At 62.1% G+C, this 20,450-nt stretch carries 18 protein-coding genes; 9 read left to right on the top strand and 9 right to left on the bottom strand.

Translation table 11 applies throughout. The annotated features are described in order from the left end of the window. Positions 1-325 precede the first annotated feature (325 nt). The 4 genes from rsmA to Q7L05_RS08660 are packed head-to-tail and all read right to left on the bottom strand — an operon-like array spanning position 326 to position 5,618. A complete protein-coding gene (rsmA, locus tag Q7L05_RS08675; RefSeq protein WP_303904917.1) occupies positions 326-1,099 on the bottom strand; it encodes a 16S rRNA (adenine(1518)-N(6)/adenine(1519)-N(6))-dimethyltransferase RsmA in 774 nt (257 codons plus the stop codon). After that, positions 1,096-2,085 (bottom strand): 4-hydroxythreonine-4-phosphate dehydrogenase PdxA, encoded by a 990-nt coding sequence (gene pdxA / locus Q7L05_RS08670; protein WP_303904914.1) that lies wholly within the window; start codon positions 2,083-2,085, stop codon positions 1,096-1,098. Before pdxA ends, rsmA begins: the two co-directional genes overlap by 4 nt. A gap of 49 nt (positions 2,086-2,134) precedes the next feature. Next, a complete protein-coding gene (locus Q7L05_RS08665) occupies positions 2,135-3,442 on the bottom strand; it encodes a peptidylprolyl isomerase (RefSeq protein WP_303904911.1) in 1,308 nt (435 codons plus the stop codon). A 10-nt stretch (positions 3,443-3,452) separates the two neighbouring features. Then, the gene (locus Q7L05_RS08660; protein WP_303904908.1) at positions 3,453-5,618 is read right to left on the bottom strand and encodes an LPS-assembly protein LptD; all 2,166 of its coding nucleotides are present in this window, start codon (positions 5,616-5,618) and stop codon (positions 3,453-3,455) included. Between the two features lie 101 nt (positions 5,619-5,719). Here Q7L05_RS08660 and Q7L05_RS08655 point away from each other — a divergent pair, with 101 nt between their 5' ends. Next, a complete protein-coding gene (locus Q7L05_RS08655; protein WP_303904906.1) occupies positions 5,720-5,989 on the top strand; it encodes a hypothetical protein in 270 nt (89 codons plus the stop codon). On the opposite strand, the gene Q7L05_RS08650 is transcribed toward Q7L05_RS08655, so the two are convergent. Beyond that, positions 5,990-7,615: a sensor histidine kinase gene (locus Q7L05_RS08650; RefSeq protein WP_303904903.1), complete on the bottom strand. Its 1,626-nt coding sequence runs from the start codon at positions 7,613-7,615 to the stop codon at positions 5,990-5,992. A 629-nt stretch (positions 7,616-8,244) separates the two neighbouring features. Between Q7L05_RS08650 and Q7L05_RS08645 the strand changes: the two genes are divergently transcribed. Then, positions 8,245-9,072, top strand: coding sequence for a hypothetical protein (locus Q7L05_RS08645; protein ID WP_303904900.1), 828 nt, complete (start codon positions 8,245-8,247; stop codon positions 9,070-9,072). A gap of 90 nt (positions 9,073-9,162) precedes the next feature. Here Q7L05_RS08645 and Q7L05_RS08640 read toward each other — a convergent pair whose 3' ends face one another. Together Q7L05_RS08640 and Q7L05_RS08635 are read right to left on the bottom strand one after the other, a co-directional pair. Continuing rightward, positions 9,163-10,521: an ATP-binding protein gene (locus Q7L05_RS08640; RefSeq protein WP_303904898.1), complete on the bottom strand. Its 1,359-nt coding sequence runs from the start codon at positions 10,519-10,521 to the stop codon at positions 9,163-9,165. Next, positions 10,518-11,234 carry a response regulator gene (locus Q7L05_RS08635; RefSeq protein ID WP_303904895.1) on the bottom strand — a complete coding sequence of 239 codons (717 nt, stop codon included), beginning with the start codon at positions 11,232-11,234 and terminating at the stop codon, positions 10,518-10,520. Before Q7L05_RS08635 ends, Q7L05_RS08640 begins: the two co-directional genes overlap by 4 nt. 178 nt (positions 11,235-11,412) lie before the next feature. Between Q7L05_RS08635 and Q7L05_RS08630 the strand changes: the two genes are divergently transcribed. The 7 genes from Q7L05_RS08630 (at position 11,413) to Q7L05_RS08600 (ending at position 17,286) form a co-directional block, all read left to right on the top strand. Continuing rightward, a complete protein-coding gene (locus tag Q7L05_RS08630) occupies positions 11,413-11,883 on the top strand; it encodes a Spy/CpxP family protein refolding chaperone (RefSeq protein ID WP_303904892.1) in 471 nt (156 codons plus the stop codon). Positions 11,884-11,910: 27 nt separating this feature from the next. Next, positions 11,911-12,192, top strand: coding sequence for a DUF1104 domain-containing protein (locus Q7L05_RS08625; protein WP_303904890.1), 282 nt, complete (start codon positions 11,911-11,913; stop codon positions 12,190-12,192). A 327-nt stretch (positions 12,193-12,519) separates the two neighbouring features. After that, positions 12,520-13,542 carry an efflux RND transporter periplasmic adaptor subunit gene (locus Q7L05_RS08620; RefSeq protein WP_303904887.1) on the top strand — a complete coding sequence of 341 codons (1,023 nt, stop codon included), beginning with the start codon at positions 12,520-12,522 and terminating at the stop codon, positions 13,540-13,542. Continuing rightward, positions 13,542-14,735: an ABC transporter permease gene (locus Q7L05_RS08615; protein WP_303904884.1), complete on the top strand. Its 1,194-nt coding sequence runs from the start codon at positions 13,542-13,544 to the stop codon at positions 14,733-14,735. The genes Q7L05_RS08620 and Q7L05_RS08615 overlap by 1 nt, the downstream gene beginning before the upstream one ends. Positions 14,736-14,739: 4 nt before the next feature. Next, positions 14,740-15,432: an ABC transporter ATP-binding protein gene (locus tag Q7L05_RS08610; protein ID WP_303904881.1), complete on the top strand. Its 693-nt coding sequence runs from the start codon at positions 14,740-14,742 to the stop codon at positions 15,430-15,432. 98 nt (positions 15,433-15,530) lie between these two features. Next, a complete protein-coding gene (locus tag Q7L05_RS08605; protein WP_303904878.1) occupies positions 15,531-16,520 on the top strand; it encodes an aminoglycoside phosphotransferase family protein in 990 nt (329 codons plus the stop codon). A 4-nt stretch (positions 16,521-16,524) separates the two neighbouring features. Continuing rightward, positions 16,525-17,286, top strand: coding sequence for a zinc-dependent peptidase (locus Q7L05_RS08600; RefSeq protein ID WP_303904876.1), 762 nt, complete (start codon positions 16,525-16,527; stop codon positions 17,284-17,286). A gap of 287 nt (positions 17,287-17,573) precedes the next feature. On the opposite strand, the gene Q7L05_RS08595 is transcribed toward Q7L05_RS08600, so the two are convergent. Together Q7L05_RS08595 and Q7L05_RS08590 are read right to left on the bottom strand one after the other, a co-directional pair. Further along, positions 17,574-18,596: a M14 family metallopeptidase gene (locus Q7L05_RS08595; protein ID WP_303904873.1), complete on the bottom strand. Its 1,023-nt coding sequence runs from the start codon at positions 18,594-18,596 to the stop codon at positions 17,574-17,576. A gap of 354 nt (positions 18,597-18,950) precedes the next feature. Continuing rightward, positions 18,951-20,384 carry a glutamate-cysteine ligase family protein gene (locus Q7L05_RS08590; protein WP_303904870.1) on the bottom strand — a complete coding sequence of 478 codons (1,434 nt, stop codon included), beginning with the start codon at positions 20,382-20,384 and terminating at the stop codon, positions 18,951-18,953. Positions 20,385-20,450: the final 66 nt, after the last annotated feature.

The following is a 20,450-nucleotide window of genomic DNA, read 5'->3' as shown; positions in this document are numbered from 1 at the left end:
TCTTGGGAGCAGGAGATTACTTCGTCGCCGGGGCTCCTCGTAATGACAGCGGGGGGAAGTTCATCAGGAGGAGCCCCAGCGACGCGGCAATCTGGGGTTTTGGGAGCAGGAGATTACTTCGTCGCCGGGGCTCGGCTTTGGCATCCTGCGTCGCTCTACCACCTACGTCCATGTAGGCGTCCTCGTAATGACAGCGGGGGCAAGTTCATCAGGAGGACGCCCGAACATCCTGTTTTACCCCCGTGGTCCCCGTGCACCCCGTGGTTATCGTTCTTATTTGTTTCGTGCCGCTACTAAATGGGTCACCGCCTGTTCGGATGGGTAATCAATCCTGTTCGGCGGCGGCGGCGAGGCGACCGAACTCTTCGACGCTTAGGGTTTCGGCACGGCGGGTGGGGTCGATGCCGCAGGCCTCGATGGTTTCGGCGTCCAGTTCGCCCTTGAGGGTGTTACGCAGGGTTTTGCGCCGCTGAGAGAAGGCCTTGGCCACGATGCGGGAGAAGAGGGCGGGTTCGGCCACCGGCACCGGAGGGGTTTCGTAGGGGAGCAGGCGGACGATGGCGGAGTGCACCTTGGGGGGCGGATGAAATGCGCCCGGCGACACATTGAAAAGGTGCTCCACCCGGCAGCGCTGCTGGACCATGACGCTCAGTCGCCCGTAGTCGCGGCCACCCGGTGAGGCGGCGAGGCGGTCTACCACCTCTTTTTGCAGCATGAAATGCATATCCTGCACGTACTCGGCCTGTGCCAGCAGGTGAAAGATGAGCGGCGTGGAGATGTTATAGGGCAGGTTCCCCACCACTCGCAGGCGTCCCTCTCCGGCCAGTTGCCCGAAGTCGAACTTCAGGGCGTCGGCACTGTGCAGGTGCAGGCGATCGCCGAAACGTTCCGCCAGCTTCGGCACCAGATCACGATCGAGTTCCACCGCATGCATCTCTCCTGCTGCTTGCAGCAGCGGTCCGGTGAGGGCGCCCAGACCGGGGCCGATCTCCACCAGCTGTTGCCCCGGACGGGGGTCCACGGCGTGCACGATACGGTCGATAACACCCGGATCGCGGAGGAAGTTCTGGCCGAAGCGTTTGCGGGGGCGGTGGTTCATTGATTATCGGGCTTTGTCATCTGGCGGGCGACATCCAGGGCGTAGAGCAGACTGCCGGGATCGGCGCGGCCGGTGCCGGCGAGGTCCAGGGCGGTACCGTGGTCCACCGAAGTGCGGACGATGGGCAGGCCCAGGGTCACATTGACGGCGCGGCCGAAACCCTTGTGCTTGAGTACCGGCAGCCCCTGGTCGTGATACATGGCCAGCACGACGTCGGCTTCGGCCAGTGCGCCCGGGGTGAAGGCGGTGTCTGCGGGCAGCGGCCCGACGAGTGCCATTCCGCGGCGTCGCAATACATCGAGGACGGGCTCGATCACGTCGATCTCTTCGCGGCCCAGGTGACCTCCTTCGCCGGCGTGCGGATTGAGTCCGCACACCAGGATTCGGGGTCGTGCCAAGCCGAAGCGGGTACGCAGGCTGTGGTCGACAATGGTCAAAGTCTCGGTGAGACTTTCGCGGGTAATTGCCGTGCTGACGGCGGAGAGCGGCAGATGGGTGGTGGCGAGGGCCACCCGCAGTCCGGGTGTGGCCAGCATCATCACGACCTGTCGGGTGCCGGTGCGTTCGGCCAGGAACTCGGTATGGCCAGTAAATGCCACGCCCGCCTCGTTGATAACGCCCTTGTGAACCGGTCCGGTGACCAGTCCATCGAAGTGGTGAGCGATGCAGCCATCCACCGCGGATTCCAGCGTCTGCAGCACATAGCAGGCATTGCCCGGCTGTAGATGGCCGGGAATGACGCCTCTTTCCAGTGGTACCGGCAGCACGCACAAACGACCGGGTTCACAGGTAACCGCTGCGTCGGTTCGAAACGGCTCCAGCTCGACCTTCAGGCCCAGCGTGCGGGCGCGGCTCTCCAGGAGCTCGGGATCGGCCACCGCCACCCATTCTTCATCGCGAGCCGCCTGGCACAGGCGCACAACCAGGTCCGGCCCGATACCGGCCGGCTCACCCGGCGTGAGTGCGAAGCGGGGCCGGCTACGCATCTGCAATATTCAATGACCGATTCCCAATGTCCAATCGCCGGGCAGACGGCTATTCGAGCCGGATTTCCACATAGGCCTCATCCCGCAGACGGCGCAGCCAGCTTTGCAGCTCCTCTTCGGCCTTGCGCTTGCGAAGTGCCTGATGGGCACGGTTGCGGTTGTAGGCCTCGGTATTGTCGTGGTCACGTCTCTCTATAAGCTGCACGATGTGCCAGCCAAAATCGCTCTTGAAAGGCTGACTGACCTCGCCCGGTGAGAGCTTGTCCAGCACCTGTTCGAAAGCGGGCACGAACGACCCCGGGTTGCTCCACCCCAGATCGCCACCCCTGCTGGCAGAGCCCTTGTCGTCGGAATGGGTCCGCGCCAGGGCGGCGAAATCCTCGCCTGCCTGAATGCGGTCGCGCAGACGGTCGAGTCGGGCGCGGGCATTCTCGTCCGAGACCAGCTCATTGGTGCTGATCAGAATGTGTTGTGCATGGTTCTGTTGAACCAGGTGCTCGGCCTGGCCCCGGGTCGCCTCGAGCCGCACCAGGTGGAATCCGCTGGGACTGCGGATCGGATCGGTTACTTCGCCGGCCTCCATCCCGCTGACCGCATCGGCGAACAGCGTGGGTAGTTCTTCGCGGCTGCGCCAACCCAGATCGCCGCCTTCCAGGGCCTGCTGGCCATCGGAATGGGCTACGGCCATTTCCCGGAAATCGGCGCCGTCGCGCACTTGAGTCAGGATCTCCTCGGCCTCGTCCCGCCCCTTTCGGACCTGTTCGGGGCTTGCCGCCTCGGGCACAGCAATGAGGATGTGTGAAAGGCGGTACTGCACCCGTTCGGTATCGCGCCCCGTGCGGCTCTCCAGGAAGTGCTCCACCTCCGCATCAGAAACCTTGACCCGGTTCTCCACCTCGCGGCTCCGCAGACGGGAGATGATCATTTCGTTACGGATATCCTCCCGAAAGCTGGCGAAGTCCACCCCATCCCGAGTCAGGACTTCCCGAAATTCCTGCAGGGAGATGTTACTGTCCGCGGCGATACGGGAAATGGTGCGGTTGACTTCTTCATCCTCCACCCGGATCCCCGACTCGATAGCCCTATCCAGCTGCAGGCGTTCGATGATGAGTCGATCGAGCACCTGTGGGCGCAGGACGTCATCGGGTGGCACATCGCCCCGGGAAGCCTGCTGGAGCTGCAGCTTGATAGTTTCCATTCGCTGCTCGAGTTCTTTCAGGGTAATGACGTTGTCGTTGGCCACGGCGACGACGCGGTCGAGCTCGACAATGCGCGGGGCGGCGCCGGCGTGTGACGCGGCCAGCAGAAGCGCTGTGAGCGTGGCGGTAAGTAGTGTGGCGATCGCTGTTTTCATCATCTTCCCGTGGTCAGTAGCCCAAAATGCCGCGTTCGACCTCTTCCTCAAGTTGACTTCCGATCTGGGTCAGGCCTTTCAGCTCGAACAGGACTTCGAAACTCCGCTCCTGTTCCAACGTGCCGGTATCGAGTCTGCTGCGCGTGATCATGCGTATTGACCAGCAGCAGGACTGATACTCCAACCCTACTATCTCATCGAGATTACGCTTTTCGACCAGGTCATAATTTGAACGACCTAGAACACTCCATTGTCGGGCGATCGGCCAAAACAGGGACACATCGGTCTGTTCGAGGTCCGGCTCACGCTGGCGGTAACTCAGAGTGAAATTCTTGCGCTTCCCCGGATTATACCGGACTCGCCCGGTCACTTCCTCGGTTAGCTCTTCATGGGGATCATAAACCGCGCTGGCGCTGATGTCCCAGGCCGGGGTCGGCCGGGATCGGAGTTCACCAATCAGTTCCGAACTGGTGGTCTCCGGGGGATCGTCACCGGGATTCAACTGCACCCTGCGGTCGCTGAAATATTGAATCTGACCGAGACTGGCGCTCAGCAGTTCCGCGCCGCTGTCGGAATCGATGAACCGGGTGGTGATGGCAGTGGTCAGCTGGTTGGCATCCCCCACGCGATCGGGGCCGGAGAAGCGGTCGTCCCGAAAAAGCTGCGAGTAGCTGGTGCCGTAGCGCCCGGTGTCAAAGAGTGGCAGTGCGCTTTGGTCTTCGTAGGGGACGTACAGATAGTACAGGCGCGGCTCCAGCGTCTGAAGAAGTGAACGGCCGCCGATGCCCAGGTCCCGTTCGAAGAAGAGCCCGCTGTCCAGGCTGGTGATGGGTAGCGTCCGGGACAGCGCTTCATTCTCGTCCTCGTCCAATTGGTACTGGGTGTGCTGCAGCGCAAGCTTCGGGGTAAGGAACCACGCCGTGCCCCGCTGCGGCAGGCTCACTGACGGCTTGACATCCAGGCGGGTTCCGGTCGGACGGTCATCCCCCGGCTCTTCATCGAGAGCGAAGCGGACCAGTTCGCCATAGCCGTCGAAATCCAGCCCGCCCGGCCCGGAAGGGGGCGAGAAGTCGAGCACCAATTGGGGCTGGCGCTGATAGACCGTATTGCCGGAGAGGGTTTGATACTCCTGGACGCGGCCCTGGAATGACCACCAGTCGGAGCGGTAGTCGAGATTCAGGTGGCGCTCCAGATGGGTTTGACTGGTCATGCCCTGACGATTGGAGATGTCTTCAAAATATTCGGCATCGGATACCTCCTGATAGAGGAGGTCACTGGTCCAGCCGTTCCAGCGTCCATTCTGGTCGATTCGCAGAAAAGAGCGCTCATCGCCAAACAGCGAATCGTTCCCCAGATAGTCGTAGTTGATCTGTCCGTACGAATTCGGGTTCAGGTAGCGGAACTCGCTGTAGAGCATGGTGCCGCGGTTTTCGATATAGCGCGGCGTGAAGGTCGCATCGCGGTGCGGTGCGATATTCCAGTAGTAAGGAATCGAAAGATCGGTGCCTCCGGTTTCACTGCTGCCATAAGAGGGCGCCAGAAAACCGCTCTTGCGCCCCGCCAGCGGGAAGTTCAGATAGGGCGAATAGAAAATGGGCACGCCTTTTACATTGACCCTGACGTTCCAGGCCTCGCCGGTATTGGTCGCTTCGTCCAGATCGAAGCTGCTGGCCTTGAGGGCCCAGACCTGGTTGTCGGGATCACAGGTGGAATAGGTCGCCGATTCCATTCGGGTGAACTCGGGCGTGATGATATCCACCAGTTCCGCGGTGCCGTTGGCGCGGGTGGAGATAAACCGGAACTGGGCATCGTAAATGCGGCCGCTCTCCTCTTCCAGGTGCAGCTGTGCCCGTTCGCCCTGAAGCCGCGCGTCGGGGGTCTCGTAACGGACATTCCCGATCAGCGTCGCGGTACCGGTCAACTGGTTGTAAATGGCTTTGTCGCCGATCACCCGGCGTTGGTCCCGGCGGAGGGTAACGTCGCCCGTGAAGGTGCTGACACCTCCTCGCTCTGCAGCCAGCCGGTTCGCATCGACGTAGGTGACCCCCGGCTCCAGGTCATTCTCAAACGAGGGCACGCTAATCGGTTCACAATAGGACCACTCCCCCTCCTGACCGTAAGCGGGCGCGGCGAGCGCCAACAGGGCAGCGGCGGAGATTCGGCGATAAGCTCTGGACAAGGAAAGTGACCCGATGTGAACGGTGGTTAGGCTACAGGGACGGCCATAAGCCCGGTAAAATCGCATAGAATGCCATTCCCTTCAATTCCCCCGATCTTATAGTGTTGGTCATTGAACGGCTAAAGCGCCCAAATTCCACACCGTGGCTGGCTGAATCTGTGTTTGGAAGTGAAACAGCTCCCCTTGCTGCAGCTGAAAACGGCCAAAAGCCGTTTATGCAAAGCCGGTTGATGTTGGAAAGCCGGGATCCGGCCAGGAGCCTGCCCGAGAATAGACTGACCTATTCGCCTCAAATGACCGAAAAATCCGACTCGATCGGTCTTGCCCTCGTGACGGTCGCTGTTCTCGGACAGGCTCCCGGAAGTGATTGACTACTTCGGCCACCAAATCCGAAAACGCGCGCCGCGCGGCTGGTTATCGATGACATCGACCTGCCCACCATAGCTAAGCACCAGCTTTCTCACGACCGTCAAACCGATCCCTGTATGCCCTTGACCCGCCTCGGGTTTCAAGGACATGAACATCCCGAATATCCTCTGCCGTTCTTCCGCCGGAATCCCCGGCCCGTCATCCGCTATCTCCACCCGCCAAAACCGTCCTTCCTCCTCGGCGCGAATCCAGACCGTGCCTGACTCGGGATGGTCGTGGTGAGAGGCCGCATTGGTAATCAGATTCTGGAATATCTGCTTCAAGTGTAACGCGTCGGCCCGAAGGCTCGGCAGGGGCTCCCGGATCTCGACCCGAAAACCGGCCGGTAGCGATAATTCGCCACTCAACTCCTCAAGCAGTAACTTGAGAGACACCGATTTGCGAGCCTCGCCGGTGACCCGGCCCGCGCGGGAGTACGCGAGTAGGCCGTCGATCAATTGGTCCATGCGGATCACCCGTTCGCGCATTAGCCGCAGCCGATTGCGGTTCTCTTCATCAAGGTGATCGGCGGTATCTTCGATGATCCATGAGGACAGCTGCGAAACCGCCCGTAGCGGGGCCTTGAGGTCGTGGGAGGCCACATAGGCGAACTGTTCCAGCTCTCGGTTCATCGCCTCCAGTTGTTCGGTTCGGCGATAGACGAGCTGACGGACTTGTGCTTCCCGGTCCAGCATCATGCGGTGGAGAAGGGCCAAAATCCCACCCAGGAGGAGGCCGCCGAACCCGATGACAAACGGTATCCATCGGGAAGCTATGAAGGTGCCGGGCGCTGCTACGGCCGTCATAATCCAGGTCGACCCATTCACAGGTACACTCCGCGTCAGCCGTCGGCCTGGCGGAAACGCGCCCCCGAAGGGCACAGCCCGGGCATTCTTGGAACAGCGAAAGGAATCTGTCACATCGCTACGGGAATCGGCGACGAAAATTTCCATCGCATCCGATCGATTACGCAAACACAAAATGTCGGTTAGCAGTCGGTCCACTTGATACAGGCCGGAAGCGAAGCCAAGCAACTCCCGCTCGTCCATTCCCCGGCGAAAAGCCGGCCGGAGTACCCGAAATCGGACTCGGCCGTCCATCAGGTACCAGGGGGTGATTACCAGCTTTCGCTGTCTGGTTTGGTCGACGAGGCGGTTTGGGACCTGGCTCCAGTCGCTTTCCGACTCGGAGAGTTCGTCGCTCAGACTATAGCTGTAGCCCATCGGAAAGGTCTCCTGTCCCGGCCGGACTTGCCGTCGCGGAAACCATTGCAAGGCCACTAGCGCCTTCGATCTCTGATGGGGAATGCTCTCCACGAACTGAAGAAAACTGCGCTCGTCGAACGCCCCCGCCTGGAAGCTGGCGGTCAAGGCAAGATGATGCACTGGCCGAAAGCGCATGTGGATCCCCGCTTCCAGTACAGCCATCTGCTCGCGCGCGGCTAGAGCGAAGTGGGTCTGGTGTCGGGTGTTTTCGAGACGATAAAGCCCGATCGCAACGGCCAGTGCCCCTCCGACGATCACGGCGAAGACCAGCCACGGGACCCATGGCTTCAGTGCCAGCGAGCGCCCCTTCTGGAGCCAGCTCATCTCTTCAGCATCCCGATGGTCATGGGACTTAGTAAAGAACAAAGGGGGAGAGTTGGGGGGGGCGTGAAGCAGCTTTGCACCGATTATCGATGGCCATCTGCCGGCATTGCGCCGGTACCGAATTTTTGCGCTGTCGGCGCCGATGCGCCCAAAGTGAACCGTCGCTTCCGATGATCCTCCTTATCGCGGGCGGGGTTTTGTAACCCAGTGTGACCGCGCCCCGGCTGCTTACCTACGGTTACCAAAGCGACGTCTTGCGACATCCCGCAGCGGTGGCTGCATGTTGGAATCGTGACCGTCAATGGCCGATGTCAGCACCTCGTCACGTATCCCGCTGTGCCGGGAACCTGAGGAGCAGGACACTACTGGGAGCCTGTCCGGGAATAGATTGACCTGCTCGGCTCGGGCATCGAGCTTCGCTCTGACTCCTCCATCCTTGGAGTCGTGCGGCCAAGCCTGATTGGCCAGGTTTTCCGCTCATTTTCGTTAAATAGAATCATTATTCGCCTCAAATGACCGAAAAATCCGACTCAATCCGTCTTGCCCTCGTGACGGTCGCTATTCTCGGACAGACTCCTAGGGGGCATTGGCCAGAAAGAATTTGAGGCACGACCGAGGGGATTGATTCGATGAGTACCAAAATAGTTCTTGTTGCCCTGGCCCTGTGTGCGGGCCCCCAGCTGCCAGGCTGCGCCAGTCAGCCGTCCGGAATATCCGGTGCCGTTCCGGTTGAGACCACTGGTAAGGCTTCGGCCCGCGATGTGGGCGGAGCCGTCGACCGTGACAGGGCAGACGGGCTCTTGGCCGGGGGATCGGCAACGGAGGAGCCGGCGAAACCGGATTTCTCGGGACTTTGGGTCCTGAATGTGGAAGCCAGTGATGATCTGCAGGAAAAAATGGCAGCGTTCAAAGGCTCCATGGGTAGGGGACAGGCCATGGGCGGGGGATCGGGAGGACCTCGGCGTGGCGGCGGGATGGGGGGTGGTCAAGGCCATGGCCAGTCAGGAAGCAGGATGCGAGGCAAAAGCTTTTCTGCCGGGGAGTTGTCCGCGATGCTCAAGGCATTGGATACCCTCGAAATCGCTCACGACGATCCCTTTTTGAGCATCACCGATCCAGACGGACATCGTCGACTCCTATTCACGGACTTTCGAGGGGCATCCATCTCCACCAGTGGCGGCATGCAACAGCAGGTAACGGTCGCCGGTTGGGAAGACGATGTGCTTGTGGTTGAAACAACGCCTGACAGCGGCCCACGTTTGATACAGCGATACCGGCGCGATGGAGACACGGGACAACTCGTGATTGTCGCAGCGATGGTCATTCCGCAACTAACGGCGCCCCTGCGGATTCGTTATCTCTACGAGCCGGCGAAGACGGGTGAAACGGGCGCAATCAGTGACAGCGCTGCTTCGCCGCTGCGGCTGCCCGTGCAACAGCCGTCATCGCTGCAATGACCAGATACTGTTCCGAACCCTGATAACAGCTCGAAGTGTTGGCCAGGAGCGTGTCCGCCTCGAGTGGACATGGCGAGGGCCTGCCGGCGCTCAGCGTGGCAGGGTGAGCACCGCTTCCAGCCCGCTGCCGGTGCGATTTTGCAGGTGCAACTCACCGCCGTGGAGCCGCGCGATATCGCGTGCGACCGCCAGGCCCAGACCGACACCGCCGGTCTTGCGGCTGCGCGATCTCTCCAGGCGATAGAAAGGCTCAAATACCGTCTCCAGCTGTGCCTCGGGAATACCCGGCCCTTCGTCGGCCACGGTGATCTCCAGCCTGTCGACTCGATCGTCGACCCGGACCCGGGCCTGGCCACCGTAGTTGAGGGCATTGCCAAGCAAATTGGCGAACAGCCGTTTCAGCGCAAGGGGGCGCCCGGGGTAGGGCGCCTGCGTAGCCCCTTCGACGGCTACCGCGTCGCCCGCTTCCTCATGATCCGCTTGCAGGCTTCCCAGTAGTGCCATCATGTCCACCGGCTGAACCGGCTCTTCACGGTTTACGCCGCGCAGTAGATCGAGCGCCGCCGCCGTCATCTCCTCCATCTCGGCCAAGTCGTCGTTGACCTTCACCCGAAGCCCCTCATGGTCAATCAACTCGGCGCGCAGCCGCAGCCGCGTAATGGGGGTGCGCAAGTCGTGGGAAATGGCTGCCAGGGTTCGTTCCCGCTCCTGGATATGGCTGCGCAATCGCGACTGCATGGTGTTGAAGGCCGCCGCCGCCCGGCGTACCTCGGTGGGTCCCGTCTCGGCCAGAGGTGAATGGTGGATGTCCCGCCCCAGTCCTTCGGCTGCCGTGGCCAGCACCGCCAGCGGCCGGGTGAGCCAGCGCACCACCAGAAGCGTAAGCCCCACCACCGACGAGAGCAAAACGACCAGCGTCAGCAGTAGTCGCAGCGGCCAGCCCGCCGAGTGGCCGGTCGCCACATGATGTTCAATATGGATCCAGGCGTCGTCCCACAACTGTGCCTGCACGGTCAGTACCGCGGCCGCGGGCCGCTTCCTCTCCTGCTGCCCCGGAGTGAACCCTGCCGTCGGCGGCCCGGGCAAGATACGCACCGCCGCCTGCTGAGGTCGCTCCGGACCCAGCAGACGTCGCAGGAGCATGCGGATATGGTGGCCACGCTGGCTGTTATCGGGCAAGGCCGGCGGGGCCTGTGCCAGAATGCGTACCGTCAAAGGGTCACTGTTGAGCACCGGCAGGAGCGCGACACGCGTCTCATTGTCGAGACGATCGAGCACCTGCACTATGTCCCCGATGCGTTGGGCGGCGTTGATACCGCCTGCCTCATAAAGCGCGGCGGCACGATCCTGCAGCAGGATCACCGCACCCGCAATCTGGGCCACGAGCAGACCGATGAGCAGGGTGGTGAACAGCCGGCCGGAAAGGGTGGCCGGCAGCAGCCGGTTCATCGCTCGGCCTCGACTTCCGCGGCAAGGACGTACCCCTCTCCACGCACCGTCTGTATCAGGGTTGCGGCTTCGTCGTGCAGCCGTTTGCGCAGGCGGCCCACCTGGACATCGACACTGCGGTCGAACGGCAGCGCCTCTCGCCCACGGGTGAGGTCCAGCAGCCGGTCACGACCGAGTATCTGGTGCGGGTACTCGAGAAAGACCTGGAGCAGACGGTACTCTCCCGAGGAGAGGGCCACGATGACCTCCTGCGGCGAGATAAGCCGACGCCGGAGCAGGTCCAGCGTCCAGCCGGCAAAGCGCAGGCGGCCTACATCGGTGCGATCCGACGCCGGAGGCAGTGCCCGCACGCGCCGCAGCACCGCCGCAATCCGAGCCAGCAGCTCGCGCGGATTGAAGGGTTTTGGCACGTAGTCATCCGCTCCCATCTCGAGACCGACGACGCGGTCCGTCTCCTCGACCCGCGCGGTGAGCATGATTACCGGCAACGCGGAGTGTGCCCGTAGTCCTCGGCACAGCGCCAGTCCATCTTCCCCCGGGAGCATAATGTCCAGCACGATCAGATCGAAACGTTCCCGTCCCAGAGCCGCCCGCATACCTGCACCGTCGGCCACCGCTTCGGCGTAGAGGCCGTTACGCCGTAGATAATCACGCAGCAGGGTACGAATTTCGGCATCGTCATCGACGACCAGGATATGTTCGGGAGGACTCATAGGTGCAATACCGGTGCTCTCGGGATCCAACAATATAACCGCACCTGCCCCGGGCTTCTGTAACACTCTGTAACGAAGGCGTGCGCCGTCACGCGACGTTACCAAACGGTACCCGGGCGACATTCCTGCACGCCTCGTCTGTGGTGCACTGGGACCGTATCCAACGAGGAGAACAACCATGAAAGCAACCAGACTCGGCGTCGCAATTGTGTTCAGCGTCACCACCGGTTTCAGTACTGCCATTTTCGCCACCGGCGGTATGGGCCAGGCTTGTGACACACAGGGCGGCGCTATGCACCAGGCTGGTGGGATGCACCAGGCGGGCGGCGACGGTGCCGCGATGCAGGAGATGCGCCAGGCCCGCATAGGTGCCAAGCTGGGGACCCTGAAGGAGGCTCTTGCCTTGGACCCTGATCAGGAGGGCGCGTGGCAGGCTTTTGAAGAACGGGTCCGCACCCAGGCCGGCGCCGGCCTGCCCGGTGCCGCGACTTCCGATACGGATGATCCGCTACAGGGCCGTATCGCCCGCACGGAGATGCAACTCGAACGGATGAAGGGAATGGCCGAAGCGCGCGACCAGCTGCTTGCCGCGCTCACCCCTGAACAGGCGGCGCAGATGCGCGGTTTTCCCGGTGGCGATTGCCGCTAAATAAACCCTCAGAGAGGAGTGAAGGTAATGAAAATCCGCAGCTTGACTGGAATATCCTTGCTGACGGTCGGCCTCGTCCTGTCAGTACGTGCGGTGGCCGCTGACTTCAGTGGTATGAGCAACGAGGAACTGATGCAAATGCAGCCGCAGCAGATGAGCACCGAAGAGCGGGAGCAATTCCGCACCGAGATGCGCCAGCGGATGCAGAATATGGATTCAGCCGAGCAGCAGCAGTTTCGTAACGAGATGCGCAGCCAGAGTGGTGGTGGACGGGGCAATAAACAGGGCGGGGGACAGGGTGGCTACTGATCCATGTCCCGGGGTATGCGGTTGTCCTGGGCGGAGCACTGGATAGCGTGGCCGAGAGGAACTCTGTGGTATCTTCCCTCCCTCCGGGTCTACGCCACACCCGGCTCCGTGCGGGGGGGCGATATAAATCCTTTATGTCAGGTGCGCTGTAAATACAACCTGCAGGGATGTAGGAAGTGAAGATGATGCAGGAGCGTTTCATCATCCATCCCCGTGCGCTCGACGACGTGGTATCAAGGATCTATATCGCTTGCTTCAAAGTATGCGGTTGCCTTGCACCCGGACGACGTTTCGATCCGCTTACTCGACCCGCTTGCGAGAATATTGATGGGTAAATCGTTGAAATGGCTTGCCCTGAGCGGAGTGGTCCTGGCACTTGCCATGCTGGCCGTCTATCGCCTCTGGATTTACCTGCCGCCGGTGGAGGTGGTTGCGGCGCAGGAGGGCAGCGTGGCCCACAACGTTCATATCCCCGGCACCATACGGGCGCGCTACCCGATTACGGTAAGTGCCCGCATCCCCTCCGCAATTATCGAGCTGCACGCGGACGAAGGCGATACGATTGAGCGAGGGGGGCTGCTTGCCCGCTTCGACGACCGGGAGTTGGCAGCCGGGCTTGCTGTTGCACGCGCCGAGCTGGAACTGGCACTGGCGAATCACCGGCGCGATCGTGAGCTGTTCGGGAAGGACCGGGGGCTCATCTCACGCAGTGAGTTGGACGCATCGTCGGCGGCCGTGCAGGCGGCCCGGGCGCGTGAAACAGAGGCGGCCACCGCACTCTCGCATACTCGAATCGAAGCGCCGACCCGTGGCGTGGTCACGGCACGTCTGGTCGAGCAGGGTCACACGGTAGGTGCCGGTACTCCGCTCTTCCGTCTGGTGGACCCGGCAACTCTCTGGATCGCTGCCCGGGTCGATGAGTCGGTGGTCGGGGCTGTCGAGGTGGGACAGCCGGCGAAAATCGAGCTGCGTACCGGCGAACAGCTGGCGGGCACGGTGGCGCGTATCGGCAAAGAGTCGGATGCGGTCACCCGCGAGCTGGAGGTCAACATCGCCTTCGACAAGCCCCCGACGCGTTTTGCTATCAATCTCGAGGCGGAGGTCACCATCCGTGCCGGCGAAAAACAGGGGGTGGTTGTTCCCACCTCTGCGCTCTCCTATGGAGAGGGTGGCCAGGCGGTGCTGGTGATACGGGACGGTCATGTTCAGCGACAGCAGGTCGAGACCGGGATCGGAGACGGTGAGCGCATGCTGGTGCGCAACGGTATACCGGCAGGCGAACAGGTGGTGGCCACACCGCAGCAGGTGCGGGTCGGCCAGCGGGCCGAACCGGTCCCGAGAGAGCGGTAATGGACCTTGCGATCAAGGATGTCCGTCGCCACCTCGGCAAGTTTCTCGCCACCATTGCCGGTGTCGGCATGCTGGTGGCCATCGTCCTCATCATGAACGGCATATTCCAGGGCAACATCGCCGACGGGATCTGGCTGATCGAGAACACCCGGGCCGACCTGTGGGTGGTGGAGCGGGATCGCGGCGGCCCTTTCAACGAATCCTCCCGCATTCCTACCGACAGCTACCGTAGCGTAGCGGCGACCCCCGGCGTGGCCCGGGCCAGCCCCTTCATCAGTTACGCCGTGCAGCGGGAGATCGGCGATCGGGAGCAGCAGTTCACCATCATCGGCTACGACGTCTTCGGCGGTCTCGGCGAGCCTGGACGGATTATCGCCGGGCGGCCGATTCGGCGCGCCCACTATGAACTGGTAGCTGATCGCAAGTTGGGGCTGGCACTGGGGCAGACCCTACGGCTCGGGGTGCATGACTATACGGTGGTGGGATTGACCCGGGGGGCGGTCGATTCCGGTGGGAATCCGCTCGCCTATCTCTCGTTGCCGGACGCCCAGGAGGTGCTCTACCAGCAGGACAACCGGGCGCTGGAGGTCCAGCGGGAAAGTGACCGCCAGCGTCTGGAGGATGCAGGCTATTCGTCGACCGAAGTGGAACGGCTGCTGCCGTTACTCGGCGGCGGCAGCGCCACGATCAGCGCGGTGCTGGTGGCGCTGACTCCCGGCGCCGACCGGGATGCGGTCGCCCGCCATATCGAGCGGTGGCTCTATCTCAGTGCCTACACCACCGAGCAGGAACGGGAGCTGATGCTGGAAGGCAAGCTCAAGCGGATGACGGCAATCCTCGGTGTCTTTCGGACACTGCTGCTTGCCGTGGCCATCGTCATCATCGCCCTGCTGATCTATGTCCTTACGATGGAAAAGGTTCGCGCGATCGCCACCCTCAAGATCATCGGTGCGGGCGATGGCGTGATCGTGCGGCTCATCCTGGAGCAGGCGCTGGTACTCACTCTCGGGAGCTTCGCCTTCGGCTGGGCCCTGACCACCGCCACCCAGGACAAATTTCCGCGTAATCTGGTGCTGCTGCCGGAGGAGACCATGCTCACCTTCATCATCATGCTGGTCGGAGGCGTATTGGCGAGCCTGATGGGGATCTGGCACGCTCTGCGCACGCCGCCGTCGCTGGCACTGGGGGGGTAAGCGCATGACGATCCTGCGCGTGAACCACCTCAAGCACGTCTTCGGCAGCGGCGAGCTTGCGGTGACTGCTCTGGAGGAGATCGACTTCGCCGTCGAAGCGGGCGAGCTGATGGCCCTGCTCGGGCCTAGCGGGTCAGGCAAGAGCACCCTGCTGCTGTGCATCAGCCTAATCCTGGCGCCGACCGCCGGCAGCATCGAGATCGACGGCCAGACGGTCTACGCCGAAGGCTGGGCGCACCGGGAGTCGCGCCGCCTGCGGCGGGAGAAGATCGGCTTCATCTTTCAGGGCCATAATCTGATCCCTTTCCTCAGCGCCCGCGATAACATCGTTCTGGCCCTGGAGCTGAACGGGGTGGGCCGACGGTCGGCCCGGCAGCGGGCCGATGAGCTGCTGGACTATCTGGAGGTCACCCACCGCGCCAACGCGCTGCCGGGCAATCTCTCCGGCGGCGAGCAGCAGCGGGTCGCCATCGGGCGGGCCCTGGCCAACGAGCCGCCGCTCATTCTTGCCGACGAGCCTACCGCCTCCCTCGATACCGAACGCGGCGGCCGGGTCATGGAGTTGCTCAAGCGCATCGCCCGGGAACGTAATTCGGCCGTCATCACGGTTACCCACGACGAACGCATGATTGCCGGCTTCGACACCGTGCGGCGGCTGCGCGACGGGCGACTGCTGGTGGCGGAGGAGTACACATGAGGGCCAGGGCGCTCATTGCCGGTCGGCTTCTGACGCTATCCCCGGCCGGAGGGTCGCCGGTATAATGGGTGAAACCCATTCCACCACACGGAGACGCCATGCCCAAACGCGTGGAACAGCTTACCCGCTGGCTCAGGCACGATGTGGGGCTGCCGTCTTTTGAACTGACGCCCGCCTCCGCGGATGCCAGCTTTCGTCGCTATTTCCGCATTGTGTTCAATGGCGAGTCGCGCATCGTCATGGATGCCCCGCCTGGAAAAGAGGATGTGCGACCTTTCGTTCGTATCGCACGGTGGTTGCGAAGCGCCGGTCTCAATGTCCCTGCTATCGAAGAGGAGAACGCCGAGGAGGGATTTCTGTTGATCGGCGATCTGGGAGGGCGTCAATACCTTGCCGAGCTCGATGACGACAGTGTCGATCGTCTTTATGGCGACGCCCTGGGGGCCCTGGTGGTACTTCAGACCTGTGGGCCGGGGCCGAAGGAGCTTCCGGTCTATGATAGAGAACTTCTCCTGCGCGAAATGGAGCTGTTTCGAGACTGGTTCCTGGGGTGCCACCTCCGGTTAGACCTGACGGAATCGGAACAGCGGATGCTCGATGAAAGTTTCGAGCGGCTGATTGCGGCCGCACTCGAGCAGCCACAGGTACCGGTGCATCGGGACTTCCACTCCCGAAACCTGATGGTGGCGCCGCATAATCCCGGCATCCTGGATTTCCAGGATGCCGTCGTCGGTCCGGTGAGCTACGACCTGGTTTCACTGCTGCGGGACGCCTACATCGAATGGCCCCGGGAGCGGGTGGAGGCCTGGGTGCGGGGCTATCACGATCTTCTTCTGGACTCGGGCATTCTGCGTCGACCGGGAGAGCAGGCCTTCCTGCGCTGGTTTGACCTGATGGGGGCGCAGCGCCACCTCAAGGTGCTGGGGATCTTCGCCCGTCTCCACCACCGCGACGGCAAGGCCGCCTACCTGGACGACATGCCACTCACCCTTCGCTATTTGCTCGACGAGAGTTCACGCTACCCCGAATTGATGGAATTACACGGGTTCCTTCAGGAACGGGTCGCACCATTTTTCCAGCGGGGGTGACCGGGTGTGGAGCTTCAAGTATTGGCGCCGCCGCCGTATCCTGGCCGGCTCGGCGGTTTCCCAAGAAGAATGGAAGCAGGCGGAAGAATCGCTTCCGCTGCTCGAAGGCCTGACGGATGACGAGCGACGTCGTCTGCGTGAGTGGGCGACGCTCTTCCTTCATGAGAAATCCCTTGAGAGTGTCCAGGGGCTGGTTCTGGACAGTGAGGCGGCCCGTCGCATTGCCCTGCAGGCGTGCCTGCCGATCCTCAATCTCGATTTTGATTGGCTGCGCGGCTGGGCGTCGGTGATTATTTATCCCGACGCCTTCGTAGTGGATCACGAGGAAATGGACAGCGCTGGTGTGGTTCATCGCATCAGAGAGGCACGCAGTGGTGAGTCTTGGGACCGCGGTCCGCTGATTATCTCCTCCACGGACGTGGACGCCGGCCGTCGGCGGGACGGCTATAACGTGATTCTTCATGAGGTCGCCCACAAACTCGATGCCCTGAACGGCGTCGCCGATGGTTTTCCTCCCCTGCATGGTGATATGCCGCGTGAAGCGTGGACCCGCGCCTTTACCCGGGCATTCGAGGACATCAATCAGAAACTCGACGCGGGCCATGAGACTCCGCTGGACCCCTACGCCGCCGAAACTCCCGAGGAATTCTTCGCCGTCGCCACCGAGGCCTTCTTCGAGATTCCGGAAGTATTGGCCGGGGCCTATCCTGACGTCTTCGAACAGCTCGCCCGGTTTTATCGGGTGTGGCCGTTAAAGATGCCATGACGGGCTGAAGCCCGACCCACAGGCCGGGGCGCAGACGGCAGCCAGGCCACTGAGACCACCGAGAACGGCGCGGTTTGGTGTCCGCGTAGGGCGCATTCTTGGGATGCCACCTTCGTTCCACAAAGGCGATTACCGTGCGGAATGCTCCATACCCGTGTGGGGCACATCCAAATGCGCCGACTCCGACCACCACCGAGCGGTGCATTGGACTGTGCCCCGACAATGGTGGGTGCACTCTGTAAATTGATCGGCTCTATTAAAAGACGGTGGCATATCAAGAATGCACCCTACGACTCGGGGGCGGCGATGGGCGGCAGGCGCTCCATCAGATAGCAGAGGCAGTCCTGCCGGATCACGCACTCGTCGAGGGTCAGCATCGACGGCATGACCGGCAGACGGGTACGCAGTTCGCCCTCTGTCACGGTGAAGAAATGCTCGGTGACCGGCTCCCCCGCTTCGCTTCTTGCCTCCACCCGGGCACCGGCTCCGTTGGCGTACGCGAGCGTGGTCCCGGCGGGTAGTTCACGAAAATTGAGTTCGTCCAGGTCGGGCTCGAACAGCAGTTGCGCGCCGGCATCCCGGAAGCTGAAGGAGACGTCCTCGGGGACCTTGACGGTAGCCACTGTATGGAACAGGTCGTAGTCGTGGGGTGCCACCGGATGATCCGGCAGTGCCGCCATGTTGAGCACTGCATCGAGATACTCGAACACATGGCCGGTATTGGCGGCCTGCCCCGGCTTGCCGCACTCCACCGTTACCGCCGGACAGAGTCGGGCCATGGCCATGGACTGGACCGCGTCGGGACGGATGAAATAGACCACCGTGCGGCTGAACAGGGTGGCCAGGTGCAGATAGTGGTGATCGAGGCGGTTGATGCAACCGTAGTGGGGGTTGAGACCGGTATTGTTGTGGACGTCGATACTGGCGAAGGGGCGGCGCCGGCCAACGGCATCCAGTACCGCCGCGGCCAGGCGGTGTTCGGGGCCGTCGCCCTCCTTCCAGATGCGATTGAAGTCGGGTTGTCCCTCCAGGTGCCGCAGGCCATATCGGGCGGCAGCGACATTGCCTACGAACAGCGTCAGCGGTCGCGGCAGCACGTGTCCCGCATATTCATCCAGCAGGGCTCGCACCGCCTCCCAACCGGTATCTTCATTGCCGTGCAGCAGCACCGTCACCACCAGCGGGTCGTCACGCCGTCCCGGGAGGTGAATCAGTGTCGGCCCCTCCAGGACTTCGTGCAGCCGGGATGCCGGCCGGCTCAACAGCCCATCGGGTAGACCCTCCAATTGCACCAGCTTCGGTTCCTGCATTCTCTCTTCCTGCATTTAGACCCGGAAAATTCCCGAATTCACCACAAAGCCGCCAAGAGCGCAAAGAATTCTATTGCTTATCGGCATGCATAACCGAAAACAACGGAAACGGCAGAACCGCGGCGATAATGCTGGGAGCCTGTCCGAGAATAGCGACCGTCACGAGGGCAAGACGGATTGAGTCAGATTTTTCGGTCATTTGAGGCGAATAGTGGTTCTCTTTAACGACAATGAGCGGGAAATCTGGCCAATCAGGCTTGGCCGCAGCAGGTCAGTCTATTCTCGGACAGGCTGCTAGATGCATTGTAATCAACGCTTTGCGTCCTTCGCGTCTTTGCGGTGAATAATTCGGGCTTAGATGGGCCACTCATGCACGGGCATCCCGCTGTCCTGGAGTTCCAGATAACGCTCCAGCAGCTTTGCCATATCGCTGCCGGTCTGCTCGACATAGTCGCCCTGCCAGGCGGCTCCGGTACGGCCGGTGCGGCCCCGTTCGTCGATAATGCCCAGGTAACGGTCGATATCGCCCGCTGCGCAGCTCAACTCCTCCAGCCCCTCCCTCGCCATAGGTAGCAGACGGCGACGGAACAGCTCCTGAAGGTTCCAGTTCCTGCCATCCAGCCACACGATAGAGGCATCGAGACTGTGTTTTGCGGCGTTGTAGAAATTATCGCGCGCCCTGGCGAAATCCAGCTTCACCTCCACGCCCCGCTCTTGCTCGGCGATGGCGGTCATCAATCCGAAAAACAGCGCGGCATTGGCGATGCTGTCGATCACACTCGGCCCCGCCGGGACTACCCGGTGCTCGATGCGAAGGTGTGGTGTTCCATCTTCGTCAAACCCTACCAGTGGCCGGTTCCAGCGCCAGATCGTGCCGTTTTGCAGGCGCAGATGGCTGAGCGTCTCCGGCTGCTCGTCCAGTTCGACCGGCAGCAGCATCGGATAGTGCTCCAGATTCTCGTGAAACAACTCGAACATCGATTCGCGGACATAGCCGGAGCCGAAAGTCACGCGCTTCAGGGGCCCGAACGCGGCCCCTTCGATGCCTCCGATGTCCACCGCCTGTTCGAACAGGGGAATGCGCGACTCCTGCCAAAGGCGCCGTCCAAACAGCAGCGGCGAATTGGCGCTTACCGCCACCATCGGCGCCGAAAGGATAGTTGCCACATTGAAGTAGCGCGCGGCCTTGCCCTGCGCCACCTGCAAATGGATCTGAAAGGAGGTGGTGGCCGCTTCCAGCATGACATCGTGGTGTTCGGTTCGCAGATGCTCCCGTCCCTGGATCTCGAGAACCAGGGCGCGGCCGCCACGCAGGCGCATGACCTGTTCATTAAGTGCCTTGTAGCGCGACAGGAGTGACATATTGGCCAGAGTCAGCACCTCGTCCCGCACGGTGGGCAGGATGCCGATCATCGCCAGTCGCAATCCCATGGCGGCGGCGGCTTCCCGGCAGCGGAGCCAGTTGGCACTCAGTTCCCGATGCATGGCCCCGAGCGCATTACCACCGAGGGCCAGTGGCGTGCTGTTCAGTTCGATATTGAACAGCGACAGTTCCGGAGTCACCAGTGCATCGGGAAGCCGTTGGAGAAAACGCACATTTTCCGGCGCCGGCTGGGCCGCGGCATCCACCAGCCAGGCCTCGAGCTCAAAACCGACGGTACCGTGACGGGCCGAAAACCGTTGCTCGGCGAACCAGCGCTCAAGCAGGTGTGTCTCGGTCTTCAGCCTTCGGCTAAAGGCCTCGAAATCGTGCTTCTTGAAACGGCTGCCCGAGATCTCCTGGCCCATCCTGTTTTTCTCCGGTGTGTCGAGTCTGGTTCCCTACAGAAACAGTGTCGTCGTTCCGAAGGGGTG

This window comes from Thiohalomonas denitrificans (assembly GCF_016841685.1).
Taxonomy (GTDB): Bacteria; Pseudomonadota; Gammaproteobacteria; order Thiohalomonadales; family Thiohalomonadaceae; genus Thiohalomonas; species Thiohalomonas denitrificans_A.
The sequence above is the reverse complement of the archived record's forward strand: the minus strand, read 5'-3'. Positions and strand labels throughout refer to the sequence as shown.